Source organism: Bradyrhizobium sp. 61 (genome assembly GCF_023073075.1).
GTDB lineage: Bacteria > Pseudomonadota > Alphaproteobacteria > Rhizobiales > Xanthobacteraceae > Bradyrhizobium > Bradyrhizobium barranii.
The window spans coordinates 64,280-85,700 of sequence record NZ_JADPIU010000068.1; the positions used below are offsets into that span (position 1 = coordinate 64,280).

Consider the following 21,421-nt stretch of genomic DNA (forward strand, 5'->3'; position numbering starts at 1 on the left):
ACAGGAGGCCTGCCACACGCAAAAGCCGCCAAGGTCTCCCTCGACGGCTCGTGCCGTTGCGTTTGCGTAGAGGTACTGTGTCGAGCGGTGCTCGAACGCAGCCCGTACTCGCTCTTATTGGACGCACGCGACCTTCAATGAGGGCCGGTGGGTGCGTTGCCAGTGTGCCGGGCCAACGATCCCCGATTCCTATGAGATGTGACTGGCGGCGATGCTCTTCAAGCGAGCACTGCTGTCCCATTCGATGAAATGGCAAAGCGCGTATTCAATTGAGCACACTTCGATCATCATCAGCAATCAAGGTCAGCAACTGATCCACCACAACCCGGATACACGTTTCGAAACTCGTATCGGTGATGATTTCGCCGAGGGCGGAAGGGGTCTAGCGGCCTTAAAACGTGCGCCCGGCGTTCTACATGCTAGGCCTTTCGGAGCTAGGTCGGAGGGACCACTCTCGCTGCATCTCAAGGAAAACGGCCCGCCAACGGGTCACCGTCTTCGGCGCCGGCTTTGTTGCAAGCACGAAAGCCTCAAAAAGCTCCCAGCAACTCACACTGGGCGAGCGCGGCGCCCCGTCTGCGAACGGCGGGAAGGTATCGGGCCTCTCGTCACTGGCGTAGTCGCCATTCGCGCGCTTCTCCAATAGCTGGATTGCGGGCAACAGATTGTCGCTGACAGCGTCCACGAACAGCGCATGCGCGGTAAGGTTCAACGCCTTCCCCTCGTTGGCGAGGAAGGTTGCGACCCGCGCCAATTCGGCAATCTGCGGCCTCACGGCTTCCCGCACCTCTGCGTCATATTGCCAATCTGCGTGAGGGTCGGACCCTGGATCCTCTTCGTACTCGTCAGGCGCCTCTGGGCGGATCACATTCCACACGACGTGATCGCTGAAGTCCCGCCAGTACTTTGGCTTCCCTGGATCGGCCTCGTGCTGCTTCACGAACCAGTTGTACCAACGGCCCGCAAGCGCGATTGCGTTGAGCTTGGTGAGTGGTTGACCCTCGCCATTCCTTTGGGCTCGCAGGGTCGCGATGCGGGTTTCGACCTCGGCCTCCCACTCTCCGAGGCGGGCCTTGGCTTCGTGCTTAGGCGTACCGGCCGGAAGCTTGAGGTGCGCCTCGCGCTTGTGCCCATAGAGCCGTTGGTAGTCCTCGCGTACGTCCTCGGGGATGCCCTTACGGGCGAACCACCGACCATCTGCGGCTCGATTCAACGCGACCATTCGCAACGCCATTTGTGCAGCCTTTTGTATTTTAGGCGGCGCAAATCCTGCTGGTCTATCAGTAAGATGCTGGGAACGCGGTGTTATCCGCAATCTTGGTACAGTTGGGTGGGCTCGAACCACCGACCTCCTGTTCCACAGACAGGCGCTCTAACCAACTGAGCTACAACTGCATCCTTGCGAGCCGCCTTGGGCGCCTGGACGGGCCGTCGACCTAAGGGGGGCTGGACGGGGCGGAAACTAGGTGCAACGGGCGTTTTTGGCAAGGCCGCAAAACCCGAGAATCGCCCTTCGGACGAGGTTATTTCCAAAGCAAAACCCGGGCTCTAGGCCCAGGTTTCTTAATTTAAACCAGCCGGCCTAATCAGGCGGCGGGCTTGTAGAACTTCGAGGCAGAGGCCTTGATCGGCTCGACGGTCTCGGCCGCGACGCGCTGGGTCAGCTCGGCCAGCTCCTTGGCCTGGGACTGGAAGGTCTCGAGCTGGGTGCGGGTGTGGCCGGTCCACAGCTCCAGCGCTTCCGCCGGCGACTTGAGGCCGAACAGCTGCTGGGCGAAGTCCAGCTGGGCGCTGGTGTTGGCCTTCATGAACTCCACCAGCTTGGCGGTGTACTCGCTCGCGCCCTTGTTGGCGGAGGTGAACACGGCCTCGACGGTGCCGTTGTGGGTCTCGGCCGCGTCCTTGAACTTGGCGTAGCTCTCGCGGGCCTGCGACACGCCCTTTTCGGCGAACGCACGCATCTGCTCGGGAACCTCGAACGGAATGATCGAGGCAGAAAACGGATCAGTCGCACCTGTCATGATGTCCCTCACGATAAAGAAAAAATGGAGTGAGCCTTCTGGCGCGCCCGCCGGCCCCGACCTAGGCCTCAAATTCAGCGGGAACGAACACTGGAACGCGATACAAAAGGATGGCTCGCCCAGCGCCCATCACTATCGCTGCCTAAGATGTCAACATTGTGCAACGCAAACGTGATCCGGGCTGCGCCGCGAAATTTAATCGCGGCCAGGATGAGGGTTCCGCATGAGGGAACCCTGGGTTGAGGTAGTCGGGTGCCGGAAATTTGGTGACGGCGGCTGCCCTCCCCTGGAGGGGTCGAGACGAGCGGAGCTCGCTCGGGGGTCGATCGCGCGCAGCGCGAGCGGGGTGGGGTGATCTCTCCACTCGGGCACCGCATCTGCGGAGAGGCTGTCAGCCCACCTCGGTTCGCATTGCGCTTCGCTGCATGCGAACCGATCCTCCCCCTCCAGGGGAGGATGGGCAGCTGTGATGCCGCTGACGATCTGGCGCATTTCGCTGGGCTGCCCCGCCCGCGAATCCTGCGGATGCCGCCGGGCTGCGGCTTGCGGGGGCGGCTACATTAAGGTTATCGCGGCTTTAGGCTTGCCCGTGTAGACCGGAGCCGTGGACCTGCCTGCGCCTGCGCGCGATACTAACCCTTTCTTAAGGCTGTCATTCCGGCAGCCTTGCACCCTGATGCTGACAAGCGAGACTTGAAGCCGGTCGGATGACGAGTTCGGATTTCCAGTTGCGAGGCGTGGGCGATCCCCGGCTGGCCGTGCACGCGACCTCTCCGTTGCCCGCCTGGCTCTGGTCGATCGACGGCACGCGCGTGCTCTGGGCCAATCCGGTCGGCGCAAGGCTGTTCGGCGCGGCTAATGCCACAGCGCTTGCGGACAGGACCTTCGGCCCGGCCGACAGCCATCGCCGCCAGGTCGCCCGGCTCGCGCGCCGGCTGGCGCCGAACGGCGCGATCAGGCTCGAACGGCTGCACGGCTTCGGCGCCCGCTTGGGCATGCTGATGACCTGCGCCTGCACACGTCTCGACTTCGCCGATGGAAGCTCCGGCGTGCTCGTCACCGCGATGGATCCGACGCTGCGCTCCATGCCGCTGGTCGAGCGCCTGCATCGTCTCGTCGAGGGCGCCAGGGTGCCGATGGCGGCATTCGCGCCCGACGGCCTGTTCGTCGGCGCCAGCGAAGCCGCCCGCTCCCTGCTCGGCTTCCGCGATCTCGGCGATGCCGGCCTCGACCAGGCCCGCAGCGATGCGCTGGCGAAAGGCCGCGCCGAGACGCCGATCGGCATCGGCCAGATGGTGCTGCAACGGGTCGGCGTCGGCGCCGATGTCGGCCTGGTCGCGCTGATCGAGCCGGCCGCCCGGCAGGCGGCGCCCGCTGCCGAAGAGACCGTCGCGCGCGAACAAGCCGCTCAGCCCGCGCCCGACGCTCCGCCGCCGGTCCCTCCGGCCGCGGCGCCGGACCATGCGCAGCCTGCGCAGTCGAACCAGGCTGCATCCGGAATCGCGCTGTTCGATGCCTTCGCCGAGCCGGTCGAAACGCCGGCTCCGACTGAGACCGCCTCGCCATCAGCGACGATCGTGGACGCGCACGCCGCGAGCGACGCGATGCCCGAGGTCGTCACGATCCCGGAGGTGGCCGAAGCGCCTGTCCAGGAAACTGTCAGCGAAGCGGTCGACGCCGCGCCCAAAACTCCGGTTGAAAACCCGCGAGAGGCCATTGTGTCGCCGCAGGCCGCGCCGATCACCTCACACATGGTCGAACCGCCGCCAGCGGAGCCGTCCGCACCGCGCCAGCATCCGCTGCGCTTCCTGTGGCAGGTGGATGCGGAGGGGCGCTTTGTGCTCGGCTCAGACGAGTTCATCCACCTGATCGGTGCGCACACCGCCGCCGGCTTCGGCCGCCCCTGGCGCGAGATTGCCGATGAATTTGCGCTCGATCCTGACGGCCGCGTGGCGCAGGCGCTTGCAAGCCACGACACCTGGGCCGGGATCACCGTGAACTGGCCGGCCGATGGCGGCGAGCATCTGCCGGTCGAACTCGCGGGCCTGCCGGTCTACGACCGCGAACGCAATTTCGCGGGCTTCAGGGGCTTTGGCGTCTGTCGCGATCTCGACGGACTGAACCGGCTCGATGCGCTCAGGCGCTTTGAGCTGTTCGCCGCGCCGCCCGCACAGCACGGCCTCTCCGCCGACGTCGTCGAACTCGATCCCGAGCCGGAGCCCGTGGCGGAGGCGTCGCCTCCGCCGAGCGAGCCGCCCGCACCTGAGCCTGAGCCCGAGCCTGAGCCAACACCTGAACCCGAACTGCCCGAACCCGTAGCCGACGCGAATTCACACCCAACCGATCCGGAAACATCAGTGGAAACGCCTCCCAATGTCGTGCCGTTCCGCCCGCCCGGCGATGCGCGATCGCCGACGCTGACTCCGGTCGAGAACAGCGCGTTCAACGAGCTTGCCCGACAATTGTCCGAGCGACTCGAACGCGAACGCGAGACCATCGCTGCCGTCACGGCCGAGCCGCCGACGGACACCACGCCCGAACCTCCGATGCCGGAGCCCGAGGCGCCGCACGTGCCGGCCGAATGGCTGACCGAACCCGCGCCGCCCGCGCAGGGCCACAGCATGCGCGACCGCGCGCTGCTCGATCTGCTGCCGACGGGCATTTTGATCTACCGGCTCGATCGGCTGCTCTACGCCAACCCCGCCTTCCTCGCGCGCATGGGCTATTCCAGCCTGGGCGCGCTCGAGGATGCCGGCGGGCTCGATGCGCTCTACGTCGAGCCCGGCGTATCGTCGGCGAGCAGCACGTCGCAAGCAGGCACGCCGGTGACGATCAGCGCGACGGTGGCGAACGGCCAAGAGCCGCTTCCGACCACCGAGGCGCATCTGCATACGATCGACTGGGACGGCGCGAGCGCGCATGCGCTGATCTGCGCGCTGCCGCAAGCGGCGCCCGTCGTTGCCGCGCCCGTCATCGCGCCGCCTGTCGTCGTCGAATCCGTCGTCGCGGAATCCTTCCCCTACGCGCCCGAACTCGAGCCCGAGGCCGGCGATGCCGACGCCCAGGATCTCGCCGCGATCCTCGACACCACCGCCGAGGGCATCGTCATGTTCGATGCCGAAGGCAACATCCACGCCTGCAACCGCAGCGCGGAAGCGCTGTTCGGCTATGACGGCGAAGCGCTGATGCAGCGGAACCTGGTGACGCTGTTCGCGCCGGAGAGCCAGCAAATCGTGGTCGACTATCTCGAGAGCCTCAAGAGCCAGGACATCGCGAGCCTGCTCGACCACGGCCGCGAGGTGCTGGGGCGCGAGAAGAAGGGCGGCGTCATTCCGCTCGCCATGATCATGGGCCGCACCAGGCCCGACGGCCCGAACTTCTTCGCCGTGTTCCGCGACCTCTCGCAGAACAAGAAGGGCGAGAGCGAGCTCAAGAACGCCCGCCGTCTCGCCGACGGCGCGGCGAATGCCAAGGCCGACATGCTGGCGCGGATCAGCCACGAGATCCGCACGCCGCTCAACGCCATCATCGGCTTCGCCGAGGTGATGATCTCCGAGCGCTTCGGCACGCTCGGCAACGAGCGCTACGGCGAATACATGAAGGACATCCGCGCCTCCGGCGAGCGCGTCATCACCATCATCGACGATCTCCTGGAGCTGTCGCGCATCGAGACCGGCAAGCTCGATCTCAATTTCGCCAACCTCAACCTCAACGATCTCGTCGAAGCCTGCGTCACGGTGATGCAGCCGCAGGCCAACCGCGAGCGCATCATCATCCGCACCTCGCTCGGGCATGCGCTGCCGCAGGTGAGCGCGGACGCGCGCGCGATGCGGCAGATCACCATGAACCTGATCTCGAACTCGATCCGGCTCGCCAGCGCCGGCGGCCAGGTCATCGTCTCGACCGCGCTCACCGACCGCGGCGAAATCGCCCTGCGCATCCGCGACACCGGCCACGGCCTAAGCGAGCGAGAGGTCGCCGCCGCGATGGAGCCGTTCCGCACGCCACCGCCCGGCGATGCCGCGGACAGCTCGGCGCTGAGCCTGTCATTGACCAAGGCCCTGGTCGAAGCCAACCGCGCCAGGTTCAACATCAAGAGCGCGGCCAATTCCGGCACGCTGATCGAGGTGGTGTTCGCGCCGGTGGTGGCGAAAGCTTAAGCGACGGCGCTCAGGGACATTCGCGCGCCGCTGTGGAATCGCCGAACCATCGCGACGCGGCCTGAGCGGCCTCCTCATGGTCGGGTACACCGTCACTGGCCCAGGCGACAATGCCATCGGGGCGCACCAGCACGGCGCTCAGGCCCAGCCGATCCTTAGGCTCATCCGCGACATAATCGATCCGGCCACCCCAGCGGCTTGCAATCGCTTGAAACGGTGCGCGAGCGTCGAAGTCCAGCAATATCCCCCTTGCTGTCCTGAGGCGTTCTCCAACCGTCGTCCCGTCGCGCAACTCGAAATCCGGCGCGCTCCGTCCCATCAGCGGATGGCTGCCACCGAGATCGTAGCGGAGCGAAACGCCGCGCACGCGCTCGGCGAAATAGGTCGCACCGTCCCGCGTCTCGATGAGATCGCGAATGATGGCTTGGAGCGCGCGGGTGCTCGGTGTCGGCCGCATGATCGCGACCTGCGCGCGCGACCAGTCGAGGATTTGCGCGCCCACAGGATGCCGCTCGCGCGAATAGCTGTCGAGGAGATCGGCCGGTGCTTGCCTGCGGATCGTCGCCGCCAGTTTCCAGCCCAGGTTCATCGCATCGCCGAGACCGAGATTGAGGCCCTGGCCGCCCAGCGGCGAATGGATGTGAGCAGCATCGCCCGCGAGGAGCACCCGCCCTCTGCGATACGTGGTTGCCTGATGGGCCCGATCCGTCCAGGTGGCGGCGAGCCGAAGCGTCGTGACGGTGACGTCGGTGCAGGAGACGCGACGCAGGACGCTCTGCACATGCTCGCGCGTGATCGGCTCGGTCCGGTGGAAAGCTCCGCCGTCGAAATCGACCATCGCGATCGTCCCGGGCTGCGCATAGGTATACATGCCGGCGAGCGTGTAGTTGCGGCCGTGACGAAGCATGTCCGGATCGGCCAGCTCGACATCGATGGAATAGCCCGTGAACTCGGGGTCGGTGCCGACGAAGTCAAAGCCGCCAGTCTTGCGTACCGTGCTGCGGGCGCCGTCGCATCCGACAAGCCAGCGTGCCCGGAAGGTCTCGCCGGCCGCCTGCACTGTCACGTCTTCGCTCGAGGCGACAACGGCATTCACGCCAAAACCGCGCCGGATCTCGACGCCCATGCTGCATGCGCGCGCAGCCAGAACGGATTCGAGCGTTTCCATATCGACGGCGAGGTTGGCATCGGCCGACGTTGGCAGACGCCAGGACCACTTCGCGACATCGATGTTGTCCTGATAGAACTGGATGCCGGCGAAATGACCCGCGGGCCGTCGCGTCTGCTGCATCCAGTGGGCTGAGCTCTTGATCGCGCCTGAGGCAAGCTGCTGCGCGGCCACGATCTGTTCCAGCAGGCCGCGCCGGTGAAAGGCCTCGAGTGTGGGGATCGAAAGACCGCGCAGGCCAAACGGGAGTTGCTTCAGGGCCGAATGCGAATCTTGCGATTGCTCCAGCACCAGAACCTGGAGACCAGCGAGCCGCAACTCGCACGCGAGAAACAGGCCGACGGGACCGGCACCGGCAATGACGACGTCGTATGGATTCGAAGATTGATCGTGCATGGGACGCTCCTGAGGTCGATGTTCGACCGGAGCGTTCCCTGGGCTTGAGAATCACACGGACGAACGATTGGGCGCCCTGGTGGCGTCCGATGTTCGTCGCGGGGATCTCGTGCACAAGGCCAAAGACCAGAGCTTTCGTTACCGAAAGGATTTGGGCTTACCAGACCAAATCTGCCTTTTCCGACACGAGCTGTATAGTTTCGTGGCAATCTATCCGCAACGAAAAAGGCACGGCGCTTGCGGCGCCGTGCCTTTCACATTCCGGGCATTTGGCTCAGCTGTAGATCTCGAACAGGCCGGCGCCGCCCTGGCCGCCGCCGATGCACATGGTCACGACGCCCCACTTGGCCTTGCGGCGCGCACCTTCCTGGAGGATGTGGCCGGTGAGACGCGCGCCGGTCATGCCGAAGGGATGGCCGATCGCGATCGAGCCGCCATTGACGTTGTACTTGGCGGGATCGATGCCGAGCTTGTCGCGCGAGTAGAGGCACTGGCTGGCGAAGGCCTCGTTGAGCTCCCAAATATCGATGTCGTCGATCTTCAGGCCGGTGCGCTTCAGCAGCTTCGGGATCGCGAACACCGGGCCGATGCCCATCTCGTCGGGCTCGCAGCCGGCCGTCGCCCAGGCGACGAACCGGCCGAGCGGCTTGAGGCCGCGCTTCTCGGCGTCCTTGGCTTCCATCAGCACCACCGCGGCGGCGCCGTCCGAGAGCTGGCTGGCATTGCCGGCGGTGACGAACTTACCAGGGCCCTTCACCGGCTCGAGTTTTGCCAATCCTTCCAGCGTGGTTTCAGGGCGATTGCATTCATCGCGATCGACGACGTAGTCGACGATCGATTCCGCCTTGGTCGCCTTGTCGACGACCTTCATCCTAGTCTTCATCGGGACGATCTCGTCCTTGAACTTGTTCGCCTGCTGGGCCGCGGCCATGCGGCGCTGCGATTCCAGCGAGAACTCGTCCTGGTATTCGCGGCTGAGCTTGTAGCGCTCGGCGACGATGTCGGCGGTGTCGATCATCGCCATGAAGATATCGGGCGCGACCTTGAGCAGCTCCGGATCGATCGATTCCTTCGGCGAGCCGCCGCCCGGAATCGAGATGCTCTCGGCGCCGCCGGCAACGATGCAGTCGGCGCCGTCGGAGCGGATCGAGTTGGCGGCCATCGCGATGGTCTGCAGGCCCGAGGAGCAGAAGCGGTTCACGGAGACGCCGGCCGTGGTCGTCGGCAGGCCCGCGAGCAGCGCGGCCTGACGGCCGATGTTCGGCGCGCCATGGGCGCAATTGCCGAGATAGCAGTCCTCGACATAGTCCTTCTCGACGCCGGCGCGGTCGACCGCGTGGTGGATGGCGTGGGCCGCAAGCGACATCGGCGGCGTGATGTTGAACCCGCCGCGGCCGGACTTGGCGAGGCCCGTGCGTGCATAGGAAACGATGACGGCTTCACGCATTGTTTTCTCCCTTTCGAACATTGGTACGGAGGCGTTGGTACGAGGCGTTCTTGGGCGCCATTGGTACACAAAGTTCGACTGGCTTGGGAGAAATAAAGCGGGCCGCAGCATCAACAAAAACGCCGCCCTCTCGGGAGGGCGGCGTGTTTGTTCCGCAGGTCGGAATATATGATGGCCGTCATTCCGTGGCGCGCGAGCGCCTCAGAACGTCAGTGCCTTGACCTGCTTGACCTGCGGCAGGGCCTGCACCTTGGCGAGCAGATCGGGCGGCACGACGCCGTCGACCTCGATCAGCGCGATGGCATCGGAGCCCGGCGCGACGCGGCCGAGATGGAAGGTCGCGATGTTGATCTTGGCGTCACCCAGCAGGCTCGCGAACTTGCCGATGAAGCCCGGCTTGTCCTCGTTGGTCACGTAGATCATCGACTTGCCGAACTCGGCGTCGACGCGGATGCCCTTGACGTCGACGAGGCGCGGCTTGCCGTCATGATACACGGTGCCGGAGACCGAGCGCTCCTGGCGCTCCGTCGCCACCGTGACGGTAATCAGGCTCTCATAGTCGCTCTGGGCGGCGCGCACGATCTCGTCCACCACCATGCCGCGCTCCTTGGCGACGACGGGGGCGGACACCACGTTGACCTCGCCCAGCATCGGCCGCAGCAGGCCCGACAGCACGGCCGAGGTGATCGCCTTGATCTTCATCTCGGCGACGTGGCCCTCATAGGTGATCTGCACCTTGAGGATGCCGGATTCAGTCAGCTGGCCGGCGAACGAGCCGAGCTTCTCGGCGAGCGAGATGAACGGCTTCAGCTTCGGCGCTTCTTCCGCCGTGATCGACGGGAAGTTGACGGCATTCGAGATCGCGCCGGTGAGCAGGTAATCCGACATCTGCTCGGCGACCTGGAGCGCGACGTTCTCCTGCGCTTCCGTGGTGGAGGCGCCGAGATGCGGCGTGCAGATCACGTTGGGATGGCCGAACAGCACGTTCGCGTTCGCGGGCTCCTCGACGAAGACGTCGAAGGCAGCACCCGCAATGTGCTTGGAATTCAGCGCATCGACCACCGCCTGCTCGTCGACGAGGCCGCCGCGGGCGCAGTTGATCAGGCGCACGCCCTTCTTCATCTTGGCGATCGCGGATGCGTCGATGATGTTCTTGGTCTTCTCGGTGAGCGGGGTGTGCAGCGTGATGAAGTCGGCGCGCTTCAAGAGGTCGTCGAGCTCGACCTTCTCGACACCGATGTCCTTGGCGCGCTCCGGCGACAGGAACGGATCGAAGGCGACGACCTTCATGCGCAGGCCGAGCGCGCGGTCGGCGACGATCGAGCCGATGTTGCCGCAACCGACGACACCGAGCACCTTGCCGGTGATCTCGACGCCCATGAAGCGGTTCTTCTCCCACTTGCCGGCCTGGGTCGAAGCGTCGGCCTGCGGGATCTCGCGGGCGAGCGCCAGCATCAGCGTGATGGCGTGCTCGGCGGTCGTGATCGAATTGCCGAACGGCGTGTTCATCACGATGATGCCCTTGGCCGTGGCGGCTGGAATCTCGACATTGTCGACGCCGATACCGGCGCGGCCGATCACCTTGAGGTTGGTCGCCTTCTCGAGGATTTTTGCGGTCGCCTTGGTCGCGGAGCGGATGGCGAGACCGTCGTAATTGCCGATGATCTCGGCAAGCTTGTCCTTGTCCTTGCCGAGGTTGGGCTGGAAGTCGACCTCGACACCGCGATCCTTGAAGATCTGCACGGCAGCGGGAGAGAGCGCGTCGGAAATGAGAACTTTGGGTTTGGTCATGGGGATGATCCTTCGCCTTCCCTAACGGGAGGATCGGCCTGCGACGGCCGGAATTGAGTGAAGAAGCTTTGTCTTCCCCCTCTCCCCGTTCTTACGGGGCGAGGGTTGGGGTGAGCGGCAGCCACAGGCGAAGGTGCAAGCGGAGAGAGCCCCTCACCCGGATTGCTGCTGGACGATGCTTCGCATCGCCAGGCGCGATCCGACCTCTCCCCGTAAGAACGGGGAGAGGTGAAAAAACTAAGCTGCCTTGGCGAGCTGTGCCTTGGTCTCGGCGAAGGCCCAGTCGATCCACTGGGTCAAGAGCTCGACGTCCTTGGCCTCGACGGTGGCGCCGCACCAGATGCGCAGGCCGGCCGGCGCATCGCGGTAGTAGGCGAAGTCGTAGCCCGCGCCTTCCTTCTCGACCAGCGCGACCAGTTTCTTGGAGAAGTCGGCCTGCGCGTCCTCGGAGAGCGAGGTGATCGCGGGATCGGTGAACTTCAGGCACACCGAGGTGTTGGAGCGGATCGCGGCGTCCTTGGCCAGGAAGTCGATCCAGGGCGTCTTCGCCTTCCAGTCGGCCAGCACCTTGGTGTTGGCGTCGGCGCGCGCGATCAGCGCCTTGAGGCCGCCGATCGATTTGGCCCAGTTCAGCGCATCGAGATAGTCCTCGACACACAGCATCGACGGCGTGTTGATGGTCTCGCCGACGAAGATGCCTTCGTTGATCTTGCCGCCCTTGGTCATGCGGAAGATCTTCGGCAGCGGCCAGGCCGGCTTGTAGGTCTCGAGCCGCTCCACCGCGCGGGGCGACAGGATCAGCATGCCGTGCGCGGCTTCACCGCCGAGCGCCTTCTGCCAGGAGAAGGTGACGACGTCGAGCTTGGCCCAGTCGAGCGGCTGCGCGAACGCGGCCGAGGTCGCGTCGCAAATGGTCAGGCCTTCGCGGGTCGCGCTGATCCAGTCAGCGTTCGGCACGCGCACGCCTGACGTGGTGCCGTTCCAGGTGAAGACGACGTCGGACTTCGGATCGACCTTGGAGAGGTCGGGGATTTCACCATAGGCCGCGTTGAGCTTGGTGACGTCCTTGAGCTTCAATTCCTTGACGATGTCGCTGACCCAGCCCTCGCCGAAGGATTCCCAGGCGAGCGTGGTGACGGGCCGCGCACCGAGCAGCGACCACAGCGCCATCTCGACCGCGCCGGTGTCGGACGCGGGAACGATGCCGATGCGATAATCGGCGGGTACTTCAAGCACTTCGCGCGTCAGATCGATCGCGAGCTTAAGCTTGGTCTTGCCGACCTTCGCGCGATGCGAACGGCCGAGCGCTGCGTCCTTGAGATTTTGGGCGTTCCAGCCGGGGCGCTTGGCGCAGGGGCCGGAGGAGAAATGCGGCACGTTCGGCCGCGAAGCGGGCTTCGCTACAGTCATGATCTACCCTTCCAGATAGTAAGCCTCCCGTTGGGGGGAGGTGTCCCGCCGCGGCTGATACGGGAAACGGGAAGAGTCGTCAAGGAAGTTCCGGCGTCTCACGCTGGAGTGAAGGCGCTTCCGGCGCAATCTTGGGGGATTCGACCACGGCAAGCGCGTTCAGCAAGTCCGTGGCATCGCTGATCAATTGCGCGGCACGACGGCGGCTGCCGACTTTCAAAATGCATTTGTCATTGGCCTGCACGACGTAATCGTTGCCGACCTTGATCATGGAATAGCTTGTCATCGAAATCCCCGAACCGACCGAGCCCGGTGTCTGACGCTGCCGTAGCACCGTTCGTTCCCAGCTCAACGTGAACGACGGCTGGGTAGTTTACCGGCTCTTAATATGAACGAATGCGCGATCCGAATTTGCTGATCGTGCAAGGCTCGCGACGAGCTGCGTCAAAAGCGGACAGTCATGCCGACGTGACTCGCAGCGAACCCGAGCCGCTTGTAGAAGCGCTGCGCATCTGTTCGCGTCTGATGCGTCAGCAGTTCGACCAGATTGCAGCCGCGCGCTTTCGCTTCCGCGACCGCCCATTGCACCAGCTGCTCGCCGATGCCGCGGCTGCGACAATCGGAAGCAACGCGGACATCTTCGAGCAGACCGCGGATGCCGCCTTGCGTGCTGATGCCCGGCAAGATCGCGAGTTGCAGGCAGCCGACCACCCTGCCCTCGCTCTCTGCCACCACGAGCGTGAGATTTTGATCGCGCGCGACCCGCTCGAACGCCTGGTAATAGGACTCAGGCAGCGGATCCTCGACGCGCTCGCGGGCACGCCCGAGATGATCGTCGGCAAGCATGGCGACGATCGCCGCAACGTCCTCGCGGCGCGCGGGACGGATGGAGACGGACTTCTCGTTCATGTCGGGAAACTCCAAGAATCAGCGCGACTCTCAGCGCGCCGGTGGAAGGCCGAGCCAGGCTTCGGCCTCGCCGATCCAGCGGCAGATGGCGGCATGGCGGCCGAGATCGAAGCCACCTTCATGCGCGAGGCGGGTATAGGCGAGCAGCGAGACGTCGGCGAGCGAAACTTCCTCGCCGGCGAAGAAGCGGCTTGCCGCAAGATGCTGCTCCATGCGGTCGAGCGCCGCATAGCCGCGCTTGACCTTGTCAGGGTCGAGCTCGGATACGTCCTTGCCGAGATAGACCAACTGGAAGCGGCACACCGCGATATAGGGCTCGTGGCTGTACTGTTCCCAGAACAGCCATTCGTCCATCTTGGCCGCAGTGAAGGCATCGCGCGGAACGAGCGCGCTGTCGCGGGCGAGGTAGCGGATGATGGCATTGGACTGCGCCAGCGTGCGGCCGTCGTCGAAGGCGACGGTGGGCACCTGGCCGGCGCCGTTCATTTTCAGGAATTGCGGCGTGCGCGTCTCGCCCTTGCGGGTGTCGATCTCGATCCATTGGTAAGGCAGCGCGAGCTTGTCGCAGACCCACTTCACCTTCAGACAATTTCCGGAGTTGGTATCGCCGTAGATCTTCATCGCTGCCGCTCCGCGTCTAGCGACAGAGCATCAGGACGCCGCCGCCCTGTCAACCGGCTGCATCGGCGCGTCTAGAACTGGTAGCCGGCGCCGACGCGGAAGTTGTTCAGGCCGACAGTAATGTCCTTCACGTTTGAGAAGCCGACATGCTCCCATTCACCGCGAATGAGGAAGTTGCCGCAGATCGCGTATTCGACGCCGATGCCGGCCGTCCATCCGTACATAAAGCTGTTGGTGCGCTGCTCGGTGCTGGACAGTGTGGCTGAACCGGCGGGAAGATGGCGATGAACCGTCGTAGTCACGCCGCCGCTGACCACAGCCTCGTCGAAGTCGTCGTATTTCTGCCAACTCACGGTCGCAAATCGCGAGACTTCAGCGCGCCCGACCGCCAGCCCGGCGAAACCATACGGCATGAAGTCGCCGCCGTCCCAGCCGACCCGACCCCGGAAAGTCGCATAATCCTTGAGCTTCAATGAAGCACCGCCACCGAGCGAGGTGTTGTAAGTGTAGGTATGGCCCGCGGGACCCGTTTCGCCGGGAAGTATTCGGCCCATGGAGTCGCTGGCCGTGCTCGATATGCTGCTCATGTAGCTGTAATTGGCTTCGACGCCCATCACGGCGTCGTAGAGCTGCCAGTTCTTGCCCACATAGGCGCCGAACCCCGTCGACTGCACGTGGTTTTTCGGCAGCAGCGACCAACCGCCGACCGGCGCCTGCAGGATGCTGTTGCGAAGCATGAAATCGGTCATCGACTTCGGGGCGTGACTGAAGTCGATGTCGGTCGTGGCAAAGCCGAACTGGCCGCCGACATAGAAGCCGTCCCAATTATGGGATGACTTCGACAGGCCGTCGGTGAAGCTGCCGCGCAAGATGGGAAGATCGGAGAGATCGGCCGCGTGCGCAGCAGACACCGTCCCCAACATCGCCGCCGCCAACAACATCAGCCCACGCATCACAACGCTCCATCGAACTCGAACTGTTGCGATGATCATCGCCTGTTAACCTTAACCAATGGTTGCGTCGGATGCTTTCGTCGCCGTCGAGCCATGAAAAAAATGCAAAGCAAAACGGCGCGGGATGATCCCGCGCCGTTAAGAGACGTTAAGCGATGGAGCTGACGATCAGCCTTTGGTGACGAGCGGCGGCATGTAGGCCGGCGGGCTGCTCAGATCCCAACGCACGCCGAGTTTCACGTCATGCGAAGTGATATCCTTGATCTTGATTGTCGACGGACCCGAGATGCTGTTGTCGTAGGCGCGGAAGTTGCCGGGATTGGCGTCGCCGAGATCCATGTAGCTGTAGGCGAGTTCGACGGTGAAGCCGGGGCTGACCTTGTAGGCAAGACCGGCGTGGGCGGCCCAGGCGAAATTCCACTTACCGTTGTCGGCAAAGTAGGTTGCGCTGCTGGACGGCACGCCGCCAGCGATCTGAATGCCGTCGTCACGGAATCCACTGAGCTTGTTGTAGGAGCCGCCGACACCAGCACCGACGAACGGGGTGATACACCACCAGGTGCCGAGATCGACATAGGCATTCGCCATGACGACCCACTCCGACTTGCTACCGGAGTAGCTGTCAGACCCGACGAAGCCGGGTGCGATGACGTTGTCCGCACCGTGCAGATTGGCCCTTCCGCGATACTGGCCGATCACGTCGGCGCGGAACCAGTTGTTGAAGCGATAGCCGACGCCGAGGTCGAACAGCGGCGAGGAGTCGAAGCCGAGTCCCACCGTGGTCGTCGGGAACGTCTGCGCGGTCGCGCTGTCGATCCGCTTGGCGCTCTGGTTGGTCATGCCGATGTCACCGCGGAGATACCAGCCGCCGAAGTCGGCGGGCGGAGCCGGCGGCGCGTACATGGGAGGCGGAGCGGCGATCGGCATATCGGCGGCGAACGCCATCGACGAGATGAGGGTCGCCGCACCTGCGGCAAGGAGAGACTTAACGCTACGCATTTGGCTTCGTCCTTATGGCCGGTGAGGCAAAATGCTGACGCCCCACGTTCTGGAAACTCACGGGAGGACGATGGCACCAAATGTTTAAGCGCCACTTAACCCTAATTTTTAAGGTTGATTTTTTCTCACCACTCGCGCGCATGCAGCAGAAGCGTTGCAAAAATGCGGCGCCCCGGCGCGCCAATTGCTAACGATTGATGAAGCCGCAATGCAGCGAAACAGGATTTGTTAACGCAGGTGCCGCGGCAGCTTGGGCAGGAACACCGCAAGCAGGCCGATCGCCGGCAGCCAGGCACAGACCTGGTAGACGAACTCGATCGAGGTGTGATCGGCGAGCTTGCCGAGCACGGCGGCACCCAGACCGCCGATGCCGAAGGCAACGCCGAAGAACACGCCCGAGATCATGCCGAAGCGGTGCGGCACCAGTTCCTGCGCGAACACGATGATCGACGACGTCGTCGAGGAGATGATCAAGCCGATGATCACCGACAGCACCGCGCTCGCATAGAGCCCGGCATAGGGCAGCGCCAGCGTGAACGGCAGCGCACCGAGGATCGAGATCCAGATCACGATCTTGCGGCCGAAGCGATCGCCCAGCGGACCGCCGAAGAACGCGCCGACCGCATTCGCGGCAAGGAAGATGAAGAGATAGATCTGCGCCGCCTGCGTCGACACGCCGAAGCGATCGATCAGGTAGAAGATGTAGTAGCTCGACAGGCTCGAGACGTAGAGCTGTTTCGAGAACAAGAGCGCCACCAGCACGGCAAGCGCGACCGCGACGCGGCGCGGGCTCGGCGCGTCGGGATGGGCCTGAACCGTCGCCGTCTTCTTCGCCTTGATCTGCGGCTCGTACCAGCGGCCGATGCGCCAGAGAATGAGGATCGCGAGGAACGCGATCGAGGAGAACCATGCGATGCTGCCCTGCCCGAACGGCACCACGATCAGCGCCGCCAGCAACGGTCCCATCGACGTGCCGAAGCTGCCGCCGAGCTGGAACACCGATTGCGCGAAACCATAGCGGCCGCCAGAGGCGAGCCGCGCGATGCGCGCCGACTCCGGGTGAAACACCGCCGAGCCGAGGCCGACCAGCGCGGCAGCAATCAGGATGACGAGATATTGGTGCGCGGCGCTGAGCAGCAGCAGGCCGAAGAAGGTCGAGGCCATGCCAATCGACAGCGAATAGGGCTGCGCCTTCTTGTCGGTGTAATGGCCGACCACCGGCTGGAGCAGCGAGGCCGTGAACTGGAAGGCCAGCGTGATCATGCCGATCTGCGCGAAGTCGAGCGCATAGGTGTCCTTCAGGATCGGATACACCGAGGCGATCAGCGACTGCATGGTGTCGTTGAGGAAGTGCGAGAAGCTGATGCCGGCGAGCACGACATAGGCCGGCCCGACGGCAGCCCGGGCGGCGGGCGCCACGTCGCTGACGACGACCGGCTCGGTCAGCGTTTCCTCGGAGACGACGACAGGCTTGTTCAATGGAGCATCCTGGCGGGCACGGCAGATTGCCGCACCGCCTAACTACGATGCCGGCTGCGGCCGATCCACCGCCAATCGTCGATGGCTGGAATGCACGTGCCGGTTTCACTGCGAGGCGACACGCCCCGCTTGGTTCAGACGCCCGCCGTTGGCGGGCTCCTCACCATGAGGGTCCGGGGATTTCGTAGCCCGGATGGAGCGAAGCGTAATCCGGGACGTCTATGTCCGCGGGCGCGATCCCCGGATTTCGCTGCGCTCCATCCGGGCTACGATCGTGCTTCGCGTAGCGATGCGCCTCAGGCCGCCGCCTGTCCGAGCGCGGAGACGATGGTGTCGACGACGTCCTCGACCAGCAGGCGGTCCTCGCCCTCGCCCATGACGCGGATCACGGGCTCGGTGCCGGACGAGCGGATCAGAAGGCGGCCGTGGCCGTTGAGCCGCTTCTCGCCGTCGGAGATCGCGGATTTGACGTCGGAATCCTCGAGCGGCTTGCCGCTCTTGTAGCGGACGTTCTTCAGGATCTGCGGCAGCGGGTCGAAACGGTGGCAGACCTCCGACACGGGCCGGCGCAGCTTCTGCACCACGGCCAGCACCTGCAGCGCCGCAACGAAGCCGTCGCCGGTGGTGGCATAGTCGGACAGGATGATGTGGCCGGACTGCTCGCCGCCGAGATTGTAGCCGCCTTTCAGCATCTGCTCGAGCACGTAGCGGTCGCCGACCGGCGTGCGCACGAGATCGAGCCCCTGCCCCTTCAGGAAGCGTTCGAGGCCGAGATTGGACATCACGGTGGCGACGATGCCCGGCCGCGACAGCCGGCCGTCTTCCTTCCAGCTCTGCGCGATCACCGCGAGCAGCTGGTCGCCGTCGACGGTGTGGCCGCGCTCGTCGACCAGGATGACGCGATCGGCGTCGCCGTCGAGCGCGATCCCGATGTCGGCGCGCATCTCGCGCACCTTCTTCGACAGCGTTTCTGGCGAGGTCGAGCCGCATTCCTTGTTGATGTTGAAACCGTCGGGCTCGACGCCGATCGGCACGACGTCGGCGCCCAATTCCCACAGCGCTTCCGGCACCACCTTGTAGGCGGCGCCATTGGCGCAATCGACCACGACGCGCAGGCCGTCGAGCGAGAGATCGCGCGGCAGCGTACGCTTGGCGAATTCGATGTAGCGGTCATGCACGCCGTCGATACGGCGGGCGCGGCCGAGGCTCGCGCTCTGAGCGAGCCGCTTGTCGAGGGATTCGTCGAGCAGCTGCTCGATCTGCTTCTCGACGTCGTCGGACAGCTTGAAGCCCTGCGGGCCGAACAGCTTGATGCCGTTGTCCTCGAACAGATTGTGCGAGGCCGAGATCATCACGCCGAGATCGGCGCGCATCGACTTGGTCAGCATCGCCACCGCCGGCGTCGGCATCGGGCCGACCAGCAGCACGTCCATGCCGACCGAGGTGAAGCCCGCGACCATCGCATATTCGATCATGTAGCCGGACAGACGCGTGTCCTTGCCGATCACGACCCGGTGGCGATGGTCACCGCGCTGAAACGCAAGGCCTGCGGCCTGGCCGACCTTGAGCGCGAGCTCCGGCGTGATCAGTCCGTTGGCGCGGCCCCGGATCCCGTCCGTCCCGAAATATTTGCGGCTCATATCGTCCCCCACGCAACAATCAGGGACCCCTCTACAACTACGGGATGCCCGAAAGGGACCCGCATCCCTGATTTGCTGAGACGTTATAATGCCTTCGCGGCTAACTTGGCTTCAAAAAATGTGATTAATCATTACGGGACCGGGCCCAAGGCGCCCCGGTAACTTATTGTTAGCACTATATTTCCGGCCGACAGGGCGGAACGGAGCGGAACCCGCCCCTAGTCGGAGCGCTTCACATGGCCGTCCTGGCGGCTCGGCGCCGGCTGGGTGACGTTGACGGGATCGGACCCCGGGAAGGTCTCTTCCAGCCCCTCCTCCAGCGCGTCGTCGAGATCCTGCTTCTCCTTGATCTCTTCCGGTGTCGGCTGGCCGCGCGGTTTGCTCATGACGCCCTCCTCCCAAACGATTTGGCTGTGCATCCAACCATGCTAGATGACCCCTCGATCTTCCGATGCAAGACTTCTGAAGCAAGACTTCTGATGCAAGACGGGCCGGGGAAACGTTCATGAAGCATATCACCTGTATCGACGATCTTCGCACGCTGCATCAGCGCCGCGTGCCGAAGGCGTTCTTCGACTATTGCGACCGCGGCTCCTATGCCGAGGAAACGCTGCGCGCCAACCGCGAGGACATGCAGGCGATCAAGTTCCGCCAGCGCGTCCTGGTCGACGTCTCCAGGCGCGACACCTCGACCATGATCCTCGGCGAGTCCTCGACCATGCCGTTGATATTGGCGCCCGTCGGCCTCCTGGGCATGCAGCATGGCGACGGCGAGATTCACGCCTGCCGCGCCGCGCAGGCCGCCGGCATCCCGTTCACGCAGTCGACGATGTCGATCTGCTCGATCGAGGACATCGCCGCCAATGTCGAGAAGCCGTTCTGGTTCCAGCTCTACGTGATGAAGGACCGCGGCTTCATCAAGGAATTGATCCAGCGCGCGATGGCGGCGAAATGCAGCGCGCTCGTGCTGACCGTCGATCTCCAGGTGATCGGCCAGCGCCACCAGGACATCAAGAACGGCATGACGGTGCCGCCGGAATGGTCGCTGTCGAAGCTGATCGATTTCGCCACCAAGCCGGCCTGGGTGTCGGGCGTGCTGCAGGGCAAGCGCCGCACCTTCGGCAATCTCGCCGGTCATCTGAAGGTCAGCGACGACATCACGTCGCTGTCGACCTGGATCAACTCGCAGTTCGACACCTCGCTGAACTGGAACGACATCGAGTGGATCCGCAGCATCTGGCCCGGCAAGCTGATCCTGAAGGGCATCCTCGACGTCGAGGACGCCGAGCTCGCCGCGAAGACCGGCGCGCAGGCGCTGGTCGTCTCCAACCATGGCGGCCGTCAGCTCGACGGCGCACCGTCCTCGATCGAGGCGCTGCCGGAGATCGTCGACGCGGTCGGCTCGCAGATGGAGATCATGTTCGACGGCGGTGTCCGCTCCGGCCAGGACGTGATGCGCGCGCTCGCGCTCGGCGCAAAGTCCTGCATGATCGGCCGCGCGTACGCCCATGGCCTCGGTGCCGGCGGCCAGGCCGGCGTCGCCAAGGCGATCGACATCATCCAGAAGGAGCTGCTCACGACCATGGGCCTGTGCGGCGTCAACCGGATCGACGAGATCGACGATCACATCATTGCGGTGTGAGGCGTAGCGGCAGCGCCGTAGGGTGGGCAAAGCGACTTGTCCGCCGTAGCTCGAAGAGCGAAGGCGGAAGCGTGCCCACCAACTTTCGCGAAACACAGGAGCGTGGTGGGCACGGCGCAAGTGCGCCTTTGCCCACCCTACGAGTTCAGCGCCAGTCCCTCACATCGGCGGCGTAATCCCGTCGCGACCGACATTGACCCGGTTGGCTTCCAGCGAGCCGTCCTCCTTCTTCGCCGCGCCGAAGATGATCAGCTTGGCGCCGGGCTTGATCTCGGATTTGTCGCTGGCGACGAAGGTGACGATCGGCGTATCCGGCGGCACCACCACTTTCTTCTCGCCGTCCTTGTACTTGACGGTGATGTTCTGGCCGTCGGTGCCTTCCACCGTCTGCGCCACGGTCGCGTTGGTCATGGTCGAGTTGGCGCGCGCATCCCAGGGACGAAAACCTTCGGCCGCGCCGCGCTGGTTCTCGGGGAAGATGTGCACCGCGATCGCCTTCTGCGTGCCGTCGGGCTGGGGCATGCCGGTGACGCCGATATACGAGCCTTCCTTGATCTCCGACAGTGAGGTCTTCACCACGGCGAAGACCGCGACGTTGTCGGTCATGCGCACCTTGACGTCGCTGCCTTCGCGCGTCTTGATGCCGAGCGTGTTGCCGTCGACGCTCTCGATGGTGCCGCGGATGCGGACCGTCGGCGACTGCTGCGCCGAGGCGGAGAACATGGAAGCGACGGCGAACGCCGCTACGAACAGGCGCGGCGTCCAGCTTGATTTCGACATGTTGC

General features: G+C 64.5%; 17 protein-coding genes and 1 tRNA gene. 2 read left to right on the forward strand and 16 right to left on the reverse strand.

Annotation, left to right across the window (positions count from 1 at the left end; translation table 11 throughout):
- Window positions 1–412: 412 nt before the first annotated feature.
- From IVB46_RS26295 to IVB46_RS26305, 3 genes are all read right to left on the reverse strand, one after another.
- A complete protein-coding gene (locus IVB46_RS26295) occupies window positions 413–1,222 on the reverse strand; it encodes a hypothetical protein (protein ID WP_247343785.1) in 810 nt (269 codons plus the stop codon).
- Between the two features lie 96 nt (window positions 1,223–1,318).
- A tRNA-His gene (locus IVB46_RS26300) sits at window positions 1,319–1,395 on the reverse strand.
- 191 nt (window positions 1,396–1,586) lie between these two features.
- Window positions 1,587–2,021 carry a phasin gene (locus IVB46_RS26305; RefSeq protein ID WP_063985516.1) on the reverse strand — a complete coding sequence of 145 codons (435 nt, stop codon included), beginning with the start codon at window positions 2,019–2,021 and terminating at the stop codon, window positions 1,587–1,589.
- A gap of 707 nt (window positions 2,022–2,728) precedes the next feature.
- Between IVB46_RS26305 and IVB46_RS26310 the strand changes: the two genes are divergently transcribed.
- Window positions 2,729–6,181, forward strand: coding sequence for a PAS domain-containing protein (locus IVB46_RS26310; RefSeq protein ID WP_247343787.1), 3,453 nt, complete (start codon window positions 2,729–2,731; stop codon window positions 6,179–6,181).
- Between the two features lie 10 nt (window positions 6,182–6,191).
- Here IVB46_RS26310 and IVB46_RS26315 read toward each other — a convergent pair whose 3' ends face one another.
- The 12 genes from IVB46_RS26315 to IVB46_RS26370 form a co-directional block, all read right to left on the reverse strand.
- A complete protein-coding gene (locus tag IVB46_RS26315; RefSeq protein ID WP_247315379.1) occupies window positions 6,192–7,745 on the reverse strand; it encodes an FAD-dependent monooxygenase in 1,554 nt (517 codons plus the stop codon).
- A 274-nt stretch (window positions 7,746–8,019) separates the two neighbouring features.
- Window positions 8,020–9,192 carry an acetyl-CoA C-acyltransferase gene (locus tag IVB46_RS26320; RefSeq protein ID WP_247343790.1) on the reverse strand — a complete coding sequence of 391 codons (1,173 nt, stop codon included), beginning with the start codon at window positions 9,190–9,192 and terminating at the stop codon, window positions 8,020–8,022.
- Between the two features lie 201 nt (window positions 9,193–9,393).
- Window positions 9,394–10,983: a phosphoglycerate dehydrogenase gene (gene serA, locus IVB46_RS26325; RefSeq protein WP_063985521.1), complete on the reverse strand. Its 1,590-nt coding sequence runs from the start codon at window positions 10,981–10,983 to the stop codon at window positions 9,394–9,396.
- 237 nt (window positions 10,984–11,220) lie between these two features.
- Window positions 11,221–12,393 (reverse strand): phosphoserine transaminase, encoded by a 1,173-nt coding sequence (locus tag IVB46_RS26330; protein WP_014492059.1) that lies wholly within the window; start codon window positions 12,391–12,393, stop codon window positions 11,221–11,223.
- 79 nt (window positions 12,394–12,472) lie between these two features.
- A complete protein-coding gene (locus IVB46_RS26335; RefSeq protein ID WP_014492058.1) occupies window positions 12,473–12,664 on the reverse strand; it encodes a hypothetical protein in 192 nt (63 codons plus the stop codon).
- Window positions 12,665–12,837: 173 nt separating this feature from the next.
- Entirely contained in the window at window positions 12,838–13,302 is a 465-nt protein-coding gene (locus IVB46_RS26340) for a GNAT family N-acetyltransferase (protein ID WP_063985523.1), read from the reverse strand.
- A 30-nt stretch (window positions 13,303–13,332) separates the two neighbouring features.
- Window positions 13,333–13,923, reverse strand: coding sequence for a glutathione S-transferase family protein (locus IVB46_RS26345; RefSeq protein ID WP_247315382.1), 591 nt, complete (start codon window positions 13,921–13,923; stop codon window positions 13,333–13,335).
- 71 nt (window positions 13,924–13,994) lie between these two features.
- Window positions 13,995–14,876, reverse strand: a complete 882-nt coding sequence (locus IVB46_RS26350) for an outer membrane beta-barrel protein (RefSeq protein ID WP_208084568.1) — start codon at window positions 14,874–14,876, stop codon at window positions 13,995–13,997.
- Window positions 14,877–15,044: 168 nt separating this feature from the next.
- Window positions 15,045–15,875, reverse strand: coding sequence for an outer membrane beta-barrel protein (locus tag IVB46_RS26355; protein ID WP_247315384.1), 831 nt, complete (start codon window positions 15,873–15,875; stop codon window positions 15,045–15,047).
- A 228-nt stretch (window positions 15,876–16,103) separates the two neighbouring features.
- Window positions 16,104–17,354 carry an MFS transporter gene (locus IVB46_RS26360; RefSeq protein WP_247315385.1) on the reverse strand — a complete coding sequence of 417 codons (1,251 nt, stop codon included), beginning with the start codon at window positions 17,352–17,354 and terminating at the stop codon, window positions 16,104–16,106.
- A 296-nt stretch (window positions 17,355–17,650) separates the two neighbouring features.
- Window positions 17,651–18,994, reverse strand: coding sequence for a phosphoglucosamine mutase (gene glmM, locus IVB46_RS26365; protein ID WP_071909589.1), 1,344 nt, complete (start codon window positions 18,992–18,994; stop codon window positions 17,651–17,653).
- Between the two features lie 218 nt (window positions 18,995–19,212).
- On the reverse strand, window positions 19,213–19,380 hold the full coding sequence (locus IVB46_RS26370; protein WP_166103414.1) for a hypothetical protein: 168 nt from the start codon (window positions 19,378–19,380) through the stop codon (window positions 19,213–19,215).
- Between the two features lie 119 nt (window positions 19,381–19,499).
- Between IVB46_RS26370 and IVB46_RS26375 the strand changes: the two genes are divergently transcribed.
- Window positions 19,500–20,636 carry an alpha-hydroxy acid oxidase gene (locus tag IVB46_RS26375; protein ID WP_014492050.1) on the forward strand — a complete coding sequence of 379 codons (1,137 nt, stop codon included), beginning with the start codon at window positions 19,500–19,502 and terminating at the stop codon, window positions 20,634–20,636.
- 159 nt (window positions 20,637–20,795) lie between these two features.
- Here IVB46_RS26375 and IVB46_RS26380 read toward each other — a convergent pair whose 3' ends face one another.
- Window positions 20,796–21,416, reverse strand: a complete 621-nt coding sequence (locus IVB46_RS26380) for a hypothetical protein (RefSeq protein WP_247315386.1) — start codon at window positions 21,414–21,416, stop codon at window positions 20,796–20,798.
- Window positions 21,417–21,421: the final 5 nt, after the last annotated feature.